This window comes from Pseudomonas sp. Soil_N_39 (genome assembly GCF_057655955.1).
Genome location: NZ_JBDGLI010000006.1, coordinates 61,480 through 71,695 on the forward strand (window position 1 = coordinate 61,480; position 10,216 = coordinate 71,695).

The 10,216-nt window shown below is 57.7% G+C and carries 9 protein-coding genes, 1 tRNA gene and 2 pseudogenes; 10 read left to right on the forward strand and 2 right to left on the reverse strand.

Translation table 11 applies throughout. The features are described from left to right. Positions 1-20: 20 nt before the first annotated feature. The 6 genes and pseudogenes from atzF (at position 21) to AC3A5O_RS11060 (ending at position 5,131) form a co-directional block, all read left to right on the forward strand. Positions 21-1,799: an allophanate hydrolase gene (atzF, locus tag AC3A5O_RS11035; protein WP_487753181.1), complete on the forward strand. Its 1,779-nt coding sequence runs from the start codon at positions 21-23 to the stop codon at positions 1,797-1,799. Between the two features lie 345 nt (positions 1,800-2,144). Next, positions 2,145-2,762 (forward strand): annotated as a pseudogene (locus AC3A5O_RS11040) (GGDEF domain-containing protein); the annotation flags it as partial. Then, complete coding sequence (locus AC3A5O_RS11045) at positions 2,755-2,973, forward strand: cysteine-rich CWC family protein (protein ID WP_122566052.1); 219 nt, start codon at positions 2,755-2,757, stop codon at positions 2,971-2,973. The pseudogene AC3A5O_RS11040 and the gene AC3A5O_RS11045, both read left to right, overlap by 8 nt. Positions 2,974-3,008: 35 nt before the next feature. Next, entirely contained in the window at positions 3,009-3,701 is a 693-nt protein-coding gene (locus tag AC3A5O_RS11050; protein WP_122566051.1) for a pseudouridine synthase, read from the forward strand. Positions 3,702-4,010: 309 nt separating this feature from the next. Further along, positions 4,011-4,895 (forward strand): alpha/beta fold hydrolase, encoded by an 885-nt coding sequence (locus tag AC3A5O_RS11055; RefSeq protein ID WP_305470105.1) that lies wholly within the window; start codon positions 4,011-4,013, stop codon positions 4,893-4,895. A gap of 162 nt (positions 4,896-5,057) precedes the next feature. Continuing rightward, positions 5,058-5,131 (forward strand) — tRNA-Gly (locus tag AC3A5O_RS11060). Positions 5,132-5,899: 768 nt separating this feature from the next. Here AC3A5O_RS11060 and AC3A5O_RS11065 read toward each other — a convergent pair. After that, on the reverse strand, positions 5,900-6,376 hold the full coding sequence (locus AC3A5O_RS11065; protein ID WP_122566049.1) for an Lrp/AsnC family transcriptional regulator: 477 nt from the start codon (positions 6,374-6,376) through the stop codon (positions 5,900-5,902). A 145-nt stretch (positions 6,377-6,521) separates the two neighbouring features. On the opposite strand from AC3A5O_RS11065, the gene AC3A5O_RS11070 reads away from it, so the two are divergent. The 3 genes and pseudogenes from AC3A5O_RS11070 (at position 6,522) to AC3A5O_RS11080 (ending at position 8,047) form a co-directional block, all read left to right on the forward strand. Next, positions 6,522-7,151: a LysE family translocator gene (locus AC3A5O_RS11070; RefSeq protein WP_122566048.1), complete on the forward strand. Its 630-nt coding sequence runs from the start codon at positions 6,522-6,524 to the stop codon at positions 7,149-7,151. Positions 7,152-7,419: 268 nt separating this feature from the next. Then, positions 7,420-7,596: pseudogene (locus AC3A5O_RS11075) on the forward strand (type II toxin-antitoxin system HicA family toxin); the annotation flags it as partial. A 40-nt stretch (positions 7,597-7,636) separates the two neighbouring features. Further along, positions 7,637-8,047 (forward strand): type II toxin-antitoxin system HicB family antitoxin, encoded by a 411-nt coding sequence (locus AC3A5O_RS11080; RefSeq protein ID WP_305470102.1) that lies wholly within the window; start codon positions 7,637-7,639, stop codon positions 8,045-8,047. 112 nt (positions 8,048-8,159) lie between these two features. Here AC3A5O_RS11080 and AC3A5O_RS11085 read toward each other — a convergent pair whose 3' ends face one another. Then, positions 8,160-8,306, reverse strand: a complete 147-nt coding sequence (locus tag AC3A5O_RS11085) for a hypothetical protein (protein ID WP_163006726.1) — start codon at positions 8,304-8,306, stop codon at positions 8,160-8,162. 689 nt (positions 8,307-8,995) lie between these two features. Here AC3A5O_RS11085 and AC3A5O_RS11090 point away from each other — a divergent pair. Further along, positions 8,996-10,069, forward strand: coding sequence for a 2-hydroxyacid dehydrogenase (locus AC3A5O_RS11090; RefSeq protein ID WP_305470100.1), 1,074 nt, complete (start codon positions 8,996-8,998; stop codon positions 10,067-10,069). The last annotated feature ends 147 nt before the right edge of the window (positions 10,070-10,216 follow it).

Genomic DNA, 10,216 nt, shown 5'->3' on the forward strand with positions numbered 1-10,216 from the left:
TCAATCAAAGGATTAACACCATGAACCTCTCTCTTCGCTTGGACGACCTGCGCACAACCTACCGCAGCGGCGAACTGACGCCACGCCAATTACTGTTGGGCCTGCGGGAAAAGGCCGCGGCGCTGAACACGGACTATCACCTGTTCATCCACCTGCTCACGGCCGAGGAACTGGAGCCCTACCTGGCCGCGTTGGAAGGCCGCGACCTGGAGAGCTTGCCCCTGTACGGCGTACCGTTTGCCATCAAGGACAACATCGACCTGGCCGGCATTCCGACCACCGCCGCCTGCCCGGCGTTTGCCTACGTGCCGTCCTGCTCGGCGACCATTGTCGAGCAGTTGCTGGCACTGGGCGCGATTCCCCTGGGCAAGACCAACCTCGACCAATTCGCCACCGGGCTCAACGGCACCCGCTCGCCTTACGGCGCCTGCCGCAACAGCGTGTTGCCCGACTATCCGGCAGGCGGTTCGAGCGCCGGTTCGTCGCTGGCCGTGGCCTTGGGCGTAGCGAGTTTTGCCTTGGGCACCGATACCGCCGGCTCCGGCCGGGTGCCCGCGGCGTTGAACAACCTGGTGGGGTTGAAGGCCACTTTGGGGTTGATCTCAACGGCGGGCGTGGTCCCGGCCTGTCGCACGCTGGACTGCGTCACGACCTTCACGGCGACGGCCAAGGAAGCCAGCCAGCTCTTGGCGCTGACGGCCCGTCCAGACCCTGGTGACGACTACAGCCGCTACAACCCGCAGTGGAACGACGGCGCCGCGTTCGGCGCGCCCCGGCGCTTTCGTTTCGGCGTGCCGCGCCAGCAGGACTTGGAATTTTTCGGCTGCCAGGAAGGTCCGCAACTGTTTCAGGACGCCGTCGAACGGCTCGAACGCCTGGGCGGCGAAGCCGTGGAACTGGACTTGTCGCCGTTCCTGGAAGCCGCACGGCTGCTTTATGAAGGTCCGTGGGTGGCCGAACGCTACAGCGTTGCCGGCCCCTTGATGGAACGCGAGCCGGAGGCCGTACTGCCCGTCATCCGCGCCGTCCTGGCGAAAGCGCCTACGGTAGATGGCGTGCAAACCTTCCGCGCCCGGTACCGTTTGCAAGCGCTTAAAGCCCAATGCGACCGAGCCATGGACACACTTGATTGCGTACTCACTCCGACCATCGGCCGCCCGGTGACCCTTGCCGAACTGACCGCCGAACCCGTGCTGCGCAACTCGGAGCTGGGTTACTACACCAATTTCATGAACCTGCTGGACTACGCCGCCGTCGCCGTTCCCAGTGCGTTCATGGCCAACGGCTTGCCCTGGGGCGTGACGCTGTTCGGTCGAGCCTTCACCGATCAATACCTCTTGAGCGTGGCCGATGCCTTGCAGCGTCAACAGGACAAGGCCTTGCCCATTCCCGCCCACCCGGCTCGCCACGACCGGGCGCGGCTGGTGGTGTGTGGCGCACACCTGGACGGGTTGGCGCTGAACTGGCAGCTCAAGCAACGCGGCGCCCGGCTGATCGAGGCCACCCAAAGCTCAGCGGACTACCACCTCTATGCTTTGGCTGGCGGCCCACCGTTGCGTCCCGGCATGGTTCGGGTTCGTGAAGGCGGCGTGGCGATCGAGGTCGAGGTCTGGGAGCTGCCGAGCAGCGAACTGGGCTCGTTCCTGACCGGCATTCCCGCACCGTTGGGGCTGGGTAAGGTGCAACTGGCCGATGGACGCTGGGAAAGCGGATTCATCTGTGAATCGTATGGCCTGGAAGGCGCACGAGACATCAGTCATTTGGGGGGATGGCGGGCTTATCTAATTACCCTTGAGTAAACAGGACTCTGTGGCGAGGGGATTTATCCCCGCTGGGCTGCGCAGCAGCCCCAAAACCCTGTCAGCGCGGTATATCAGACAGAGTGCATTGGGGCCGCTTCGCGACCCAGCGGGGATAAATCCCCTCGCCACAATTTTGCAAACCTGCAAATCCGAGCACCTTTTCCCACAGGGCCACTAAACTGATTTCATTGGGTCTGCGCCAAGGGAATCGCCATGTCGCTCCGTTCGCCGTTGTATTCCCAGCGCAAGCCGCTCCTGGCGGTGGTGGCGCTGCTCGGTACAGGTTTCCTGATCATTACGTTGCTGGGCTATTACGCCGCCCATACCTCGATACGCGATCACATTCTCAAGACGCTGTACGTGAACCTGCTGATCGGCGTGCTCGTGACGCTGGCGGTCCTGGCCATCCTTTATCGGCTGATCAACCACTACCAGCAACGCATCGACGCCCAGGCCACCCTCGACAGCCTGACCGAATTGCCGAACCGCCGTGGCTTCGACCTGCTGGCCGTGCAAGCCCTGCACGAAGCCCAGCGCGAGCCCAAACCCTTGACGGCGCTGCTGGTGGAGCTGGACGACTTCAAGCGGCTGGACACCACCCACGGCCATATCGCCACCGATCAACTGCTGACCGGATTCGCCCGCGACCTGACCCAAAGCCTGCGGCATTCGGACATCGTCTGTCGCTGGAGCGCCGACGCCTTTGTCGTCCTGCTCAAGGACACCGACGGCCAGACCGGTCTGAAAATCGCCGAGAAAATTCGTCAGCACATCGAAAAGCAGCGCTATTTCTGCAGTGGCAAACAATTGTTGGTCACCGTCAGCCTCGGCCTTACCACCTTGCAGGACGAAGACACCTTGCACAGCCTGCTGTCGCGGACCGATCATGCGTTACAACGCGCCCGGCAGACCGGGTGCAACCGAACCTGCGTGGACAAGCCTCACTCCAGTTATGAATAAACCCGACCTTTGCCCGGCCTGCGGCGGCACCAACGACTGCACCCTGGCCGACCCACGAACCGCCGACAGGGCCTGCTGGTGTTACGGCGTGAGCATTGACCCGGCCGTGCTTGAAGCATTGCCGGCCGAACTGCGTGATCAGTCCTGCCTGTGCCCACGTTGCGCCCAGGTCGAAGCCCAGTTGCGCGCCAAGCCCCAGCCGATCGCGTAAGATGCCCACCCTCCGCTGCCCTGCCTGAACTGCCCATGCGTGTCGACCGTTTCCTCAGCAATCTTCCGCGATTCAATCGCCAACAAGTGCGCCTGTTGCTGGTGGAGCGCCGGGTGCGAATCGACGGCCAGACCGTCAGCGATCCCCATGCACCGGTACGTGAATTCAGTCGCGTCGAAGTCGACGACCAAGTGCTGCAAGCCGGCCGGCCGGCGCGCTACTTCATGCTGCACAAGCCGCCCGGCTGCGTCAGTGCCACTCGCGATCCGCAACACCCCACTGTCCTCGACTGGTTGAACGAACCGGACAAGGACGACCTGCACATCGCCGGGCGCCTGGATTTCAACACCACCGGGCTGATGCTGATCACCAATGACGGCAGTTGGTCGCGGCGCCTGACTCAACCGCAGACCAAGCTGCCCAAGGTCTATTACGTCGAAACCGAGCAAACCATCACCGCCGAATACGCCGACACCTTCGCCCAAGGCCTGTATTTCGCCTTCGAAGACCTCACCACCCAACCGGCAGAGCTGACGCTGCTGGGGGAAAAATCAGCGCGCTTGAGCATCGTTGAAGGGCGCTACCACCAGGTCAAGCGCATGTTCGGCCACTTCAACAACAAGGTGCTGCGCCTGCACCGCGAGCGCATGGGCCCACTGACGCTGGACGACCATCTCGAGCCGGGCCACTACCGCGCCTTGAGCCCTGAAGAAATCCAGCTCATCTGATCCCGCTACCGCTGGGCAGAAGTGTCGAACAATTTTCCGACAGGTACTTGCGCAACGGTCTACCCCCTGCTTGAATCAAACCGTCGGCCGAAATGTGACCGATGAGTCACCACATACTTCCAAGAAACTTTTTGCCGGCGGGAACCCTCAGGTTCCGTCTGTTCGCCCGGCAAACTGCCCGCCTATAACAACACCCGTCGACCGCTGTTTTGGATCGACATGGGCCTTATCTTCCAGGCGTATGCCTACCTGTCACATTGCCCGTGCAATCTCATTGCGCGCATACCCGCTTGCCAGGAGTCTTATGACATGAGGCCAGAAATCGCTGTGCTGGATATACAGGGTCAGTATCGGGTTTACACGGAGTTCTATCGCGCAGACGCCGCACAAAAGACCATCATTTTGGTCAACGGCTCAATGGCCACCACCGCGTCGTTTGCACAGACCGCCAAAAACCTCTACCCGCAATTCAATGTCGTGCTGTACGACCAACCCTACGCGGGCAAGTCAAAAGCTCACAACCGACATGAGCAAATGCTGACAAAAGAGATTGAGGGCCAGATTCTCCTGGAACTGATCGACCACTTCGCCGCCGAACACGTGCTGTCGTTTTCCTGGGGCGGCGCCGCCACGCTGACTGCCTTGGCCCAGCGGCCAAGACGTATCGAAAAAGCGGTGATCAGCTCGTTCTCGCCAGTGCTCAATGCGCCGATGCGCGACTACCTGGAGCGCGGTGTGGATTACCTGGGCAACCTGGACGGCGACCGGGTCGGGCATCTGGTCAACAGCACCATCGGCAAGCACCTGCCGCCGTTGTTCAAGCGTTTCAACTATCGCCACGTCAGCAGCCTGGCCGAGCATGAGTACGGGCAGATGCACTTCCACATCAGCGATGTGCTCCACAGCGATCGCTTGTGCTACGTCAACGCAGCGAAAAAAATCAACGTGCCGGTGCTGTTCCTGAATGGCGAATGGGACGAATACACCGCGGCCGACGACGCCAAGCTCTTTGCCGATCATGTGCAGCACAGCAGCTTCAGCACGCTGCAAGCCACCGGGCACTTTCTGGACATGGAACACAAAGCCGCTTGCCGCGACAGTCGCAACGCCTTGATGAGTTTCCTCACACCGGAACAACACGAAAGCCGACCGCGCTATAGCTACGTGCAGGGCTACCATGCACTGGCTATCTGAAACCGAGTCTTGGCGAGCAAGCCCCTTCTTGCGCCTTCAGCAATGGGGTTTGCCCGCCAACGACCGCTCTGGTTTGAGGCTCACGTAGACGACTGACCGCACGCCATGTGAAGAAAAACTTCAAATCCGTGCCCACATCTGGTACAAAGTCAGCCGCTCTGAGCGGGTGTCGTATAATGGCATTACTCCAGCTTCCCAAGCTGATAACGAGGGTTCGATTCCCTTCACCCGCTCCAATCGAATTCTGGTCCCGCGTCGTATGTTTTTTGACGGGGGATTAAAAAAACCGGCTCTTGGTGGCCGGTTTTTTTTGGTCTGGAGTTTGTGGTGGTTTGCTCCCCTGGTGGTCGCGCCGAGGATCTACATGTCGATCAGCTTGTGAAGCACATTGATAATTCTGGACGCCTCTACAAGGCTGGCGTTGACAAGATCGACTACCATATCCCCGAGAAGCATACGGGACACGAACTGATGGCCATGCTTGGGATAAATGACGGAGCAACTCCCTGTTTACCATGAAACTCGGATCCACAAAGGAGTCCACAAGCCCATTCGCAGACTTCATTCGTAATGCGAAATCGGAAGAAAAAAACGCGTCTACAGTGAAGTGCTGATCGAAGCTACCAAAAAACAGAATGAAGTGATGTTGGCTGCGCGTGCAAAGCCAGCCTGATCACGTTGCTGGATTCCAAAACTGCCCGGCCGACCGCCGGGCTTTTTCATTCCGCTGTTAACCTGCTCTCACGCTCTGGCGCCTATGGGCACGCCGGCAAGTTTGGAAAGCCGACTATGGCCAGCGAGACGTTGCACAACCTCAACAACGGGACCTTTGCAGGAAAGATAGACAATTGTCCTGAGAGAAATGAATCTCGTGGCGAGGGAGCTTGCTCCCGCTTGAGTGCGAAGCGCTCACAAGAGGGCTGTTGCGCAGCCTAGCGGGAGCAAGCTCCCTCGCCACGGGTTCCGCGGTGCTCTCCCTGCGTTGCGTCGCCCTCAGTATCCAGTCAAGCACTCGGCAAATGCCCCAACGGCAACGCCCCCGGCGTCTTCACCGTATTAATCGCAAAGTTACTCCGGATATCGCTGATCCCGGGCAATTTCAACAACTGCCCCGTGACAAAACGGTCATAAGCCCGCAGGTCTGGCACCACGACTTGCAATAGAAAATCCGACTCGCCCGATACCAGGAACGCCGAGATCACTTCGGGCAATGCCGTCACTGCCTGGCGAAATGCTTCGGCTCGCTCGTCGTTGTGCCGTTCGACCTTGACGCCTACGAAGATTGTCAGCCCGAGGCCCACCTCGTCGCGGTCCAGGACGGCTTGGTAACCACGAATAACCCCCGCTTCTTCGAGCAACCGCACACGGCGCAGGCAGGGTGAGGGGGACAGGCCGATTTCTTCGGCCAGTTGCACGTTGCTCAGGCGGCCGTCGCGTTGCAGCGCGACGAGGATTTTGCGGTCGAAGGCATCCAGTTTCATGAGTTGGCATTTTCCGATTGAATGATGCAGATATTTGGCAGGTTATGCCAATTCTTGAAGCTTTAGAAGCCATCTTCGCAACCACCTGCCCTGCCCGTCAGCCATAGACTTGGCACTTGCGAATCGTTGATGAAAGGGGTGTGGCATGGCAGAGCTCGGGTTGTTTTTGATGGCGTTGACGGTGGCGTATCTGTTGCCCGGGCCGGACATGATCCTGCTGCTGCAAACCGGTGCCCGTCAGGGCAGGGGCGCGGCGCTGGCGACGGCAATGGGCCTGGGAGTTGCTCGGGGATGCCATGTTGCGTTGGCGGCGCTGGGACTTTCAGCGTTGTTCAAGACAGCGCCATGGACCTTTGATGCAGTGCGTCTGGCCGGGGCTGCTTATTTGTTATGGATCGGTTTTCAATGCCTGCGGACCACCTTGTTGCCGAGTTTTGAAGGCGCCGCTGTCGAGGCCGGAAAGCGACATTGGTGCCAGGCGATTCGGCGCGGGTTGCTGACAAATCTGCTCAATCCCAAGGCCTTGCTGTTTTGCTCAGTGTTATTGCCGCAATTTATCGATCCACAAGCTGGACCGGTGCTGGGGCAATTCGCGATCCTGGGCATGGTGCTGGTCGGCGTCGGCCTGTTGTTCGACAGCACCTACGCATTGGTGGGTGTCGCACTTGGACGCTGGCTCCAGCGATCGCCTTCGGCCCAGCGTGTACAGCAGTGGTTGTTTGGGAGTCTTTTGATTGGTTTTGCGATACGGCTGACGTTTGTGCAGCAGTCATAGCGACAGCAATTCGCAAGCGGCTCCTGGCTATAAATCCAGGGCTGCTTCAGCCAGCGGGAGCAAGCTCCCTCGCCACTCACGCATTTGCACCCTGTTTCACATCCCGAAATAAACCCACCCCGCCCCTCTGCCGCCCTTGTGCGACACCGCTTCTAGACTTCGTTGCAATACCTGCCCGAGCCCACCCATGGCGTCCGTGGTGGTTATAGTGTTGATCATTTCTCTTCAGTAGGTATAGTACCCACCAAGCACGCCACACGGAGGTGTTGTGAATAGCCGATTTTTGATAAGCCAGATCATTGCAGACGGTTGGTATCTGGTGCGGGTTCGGGGCAGTCACCATCACTTCAAGCACCCTACCAAACCGGGATTGGTCACGGTTCCTCATCCGAAGAAGGACCTGCTCAAGAAAACGGCCATCAGTATTTTGCAACAGGCGCTGCTTCAGCCGGCCCGTTGCGCGACGTTCCCGGAGGACGATGAATATGCTTTACCCGATTGCGATTTCCATGGGCGATGACAACCACGCCTGGGGTGTTGAAGTGCCAGATATTCCAGGATGTTTTTCCGCTGGCGACGACCTGGACGAAGCCATGGCGATGGCGCGTGAGGCTATCGAGGGTCACTTCGAGATTCTGGCTGAAGACGGCTCGCCGATTCCGCCGGCCAACACCGTCACCTTGCACGTAGCCAATCCGCAATATGCCGGTTGCACCTGGGCACTGGTGGATATCGATGTGACCAAATACCTGGGCAAGGCGCAGAAACTCAACATCACGTTGCCCGGCTACCTGCTCAACCGTATCGATGAGTATGTGTTGCACCATCCTGAAGAGAAGAGCCGCTCCGGCTTCCTGGCGTCGGCAGCGCTGAAGGTGTTGCAGCAGGGGCGGTGAGCAAGCGCTGACGAAACACGAACCTGTGGGAGCGAGCTTGCTCGCGATAGCGGTGTGTCAGCCACCCGTGTAGTGCTGAGCGAGCAAGCTCCCACAGGGTTCAGCTAGACGACTATTTGTTCGTCTTTCCAGACTCCTGCATCTGCACCGAAGACTTGGTGCCATCGGTGTTGTCCTTGGTCTCGTTATCCGAGTTGTCGAAACAGCCTTGCAGGGCGAACAGGCAGCAGGCGAGGCAAAGGGTGCGGGTGGTACTCATGGTGTACTCCAATACTGAGGACTTTCAGCAGTGACCTGCGAAAGATCCAATGGTTGCGAATGACCATCGTGCCGAGCGAGGAATGGCGCGGATGTTTGTGACTTGCTATTTCACCACCTCGTTGTTGCCGCCCCCTCGACAGACCAATTCAACTTGATCACCTACGGGTGGTTCAATGTGTCGCGTATGGCACCGCTCAAGCGCCACGTCCCGCCCATGACGGGTTTGCGGCTCGAAAGGATGCCACCCTCCCTTCCCCGCCACTGGCTCAGCCGTCGCCGAATAATCGTTCATGGAAATAATTTGTTCAGCGTTGAAAAACAACGCAACAAAGGACTCCGTCCTGTCCAAAATAAACCAACTATTATATGAACAGATTGACGCGTTCATTCGCAGACCTTACCACCAACGACATTTAAACAAATATTCATCGGCGAACAACTTATCAAGCATAAAGATTTACAAAGGAAATTTGACACAAGGAACAAACCATCATTTCATATGGCGACTTACTTTCAAGACACTGAAAAATTCTCGAACAAGATAATGACCCCAATTAATTTCTGGCACAGCACGCACCAGATTAAAGAAGACACCTCTCATGTTGACACCTTTGTTTTCAGTCACTTGATTGCACCTTATTCTTATATTTCAAATTCACCTTCACAACACTACCCAAGGATATTGCCGTGTCAGAGCGAATTAAAGTAGTTATTTCCGGGGCTGATCGCCTGGCTCAAAACCAAATCTGCAAATTTAATTCATCGCATTACGATGTGGATCTGATCCATGAATCGTTTCCCGATCAGGCACGGCTTATCTCCGCAATCACCGACGCACATATTTATATTCAAGCTGGTGAGGAAATACTGACCGAAGAGGTCCTGCGGCACGCTGCCCAATTGCAGCTCGTGGCATGCCTGGCTACCGGGGCCGAGCATTTGGTCGATATTGATGCAGCAGATCGCCTCGGTATCTCGGTTACCAATACGCCAGGCTTGAAAGTGATGTACGACGCCATGGGCGAGTTTCTCGTGGGGCTGGTTATCGCGCTAAGAAGGAAATTGATCTACTTCCATACCGAACAAAAAAAAGGTCGTCTGCATGAAATGGATACTCCGCTTCTCAAGGATGCGGTGATCGGCATCATCGGTATGGGCAGGGTCGGCTCCCGCATTGCCCGAATAATGCACGATGGGTTCAAGTCCAGGATCGTCTACACCGCTAACTCGCAGAAACTCGACATAGAACGCGATATCCAGGCCCAACGACTGTCGATGGCCTCATTATTGGAAAGTAGTGACGTGGTGATTCTGGCCTGTCCGTACAACGACTCCACATTGGGCCTCATCGGAGAGCAGGAAATTGCCCTGATGAAATCCTCCGCCATGCTGATCAATACATCAGAGGCCTCGTTAGTTGATGGCCGGGCACTCTACAAGGCCCTGCTCGAGCAGAAAATTGCAGGGGCCGCGTTTGACGACAAGAACTGGGATATGCCACCACTCATCAAGAATGGCGAGGCGATCAACATGCCGATCGCCATGCTTGAGCTGCCTGATGACCGTTTCATCTGCACCCCCTATGTAGGAGCGTCGACCGCTGCCGTGTGGGATGAGATGGCAAGCGTGGCAATCAGCTCGGTAGTGAACTATCTCAAGCATGGAACAGATGAACATCTTTACAACCGGAACCTGGATATGGCCATGCATGCGCAACGTGCCAGCGCTGACTTATTCCACTCTGCGGTACTGGAAGGCTAGTGGCAGGAACAACGCAATAACGCAACTACGTCCGGAACGGACTTAAGCTACTTAAACTGGTGGAGTGAATTGGGATTTTACTCCTCTCCACCATTTTTACTCGGTCTCGGTTGCTTCGCATTCGAGAGGCAAGGCATGTAACGGGGG

Excerpts from the sequence above, each read along its gene's own strand:
- atzF (WP_487753181.1), top strand. The coding sequence starts at position 21 with ATGAACCTCTCTCTTCGCTTGGACGACCTGCGCACAACCTACCGCAGC.
- AC3A5O_RS11045 (WP_122566052.1), top strand. The coding sequence starts at position 2,755 with ATGAATAAACCCGACCTTTGCCCGGCCTGCGGCGGCACCAACGACTGC.
- AC3A5O_RS11050 (WP_122566051.1), top strand. The coding sequence starts at position 3,009 with ATGCGTGTCGACCGTTTCCTCAGCAATCTTCCGCGATTCAATCGCCAA.
- AC3A5O_RS11055 (WP_305470105.1), top strand. The coding sequence starts at position 4,011 with ATGAGGCCAGAAATCGCTGTGCTGGATATACAGGGTCAGTATCGGGTT.
- AC3A5O_RS11065 (WP_122566049.1), bottom strand. The coding sequence starts at position 6,376 with ATGAAACTGGATGCCTTCGACCGCAAAATCCTCGTCGCGCTGCAACGC.
- AC3A5O_RS11070 (WP_122566048.1), top strand. The coding sequence starts at position 6,522 with ATGGCAGAGCTCGGGTTGTTTTTGATGGCGTTGACGGTGGCGTATCTG.
- AC3A5O_RS11080 (WP_305470102.1), top strand. The coding sequence starts at position 7,637 with ATGCTTTACCCGATTGCGATTTCCATGGGCGATGACAACCACGCCTGG.
- AC3A5O_RS11085 (WP_163006726.1), bottom strand. The coding sequence starts at position 8,306 with ATGAGTACCACCCGCACCCTTTGCCTCGCCTGCTGCCTGTTCGCCCTG.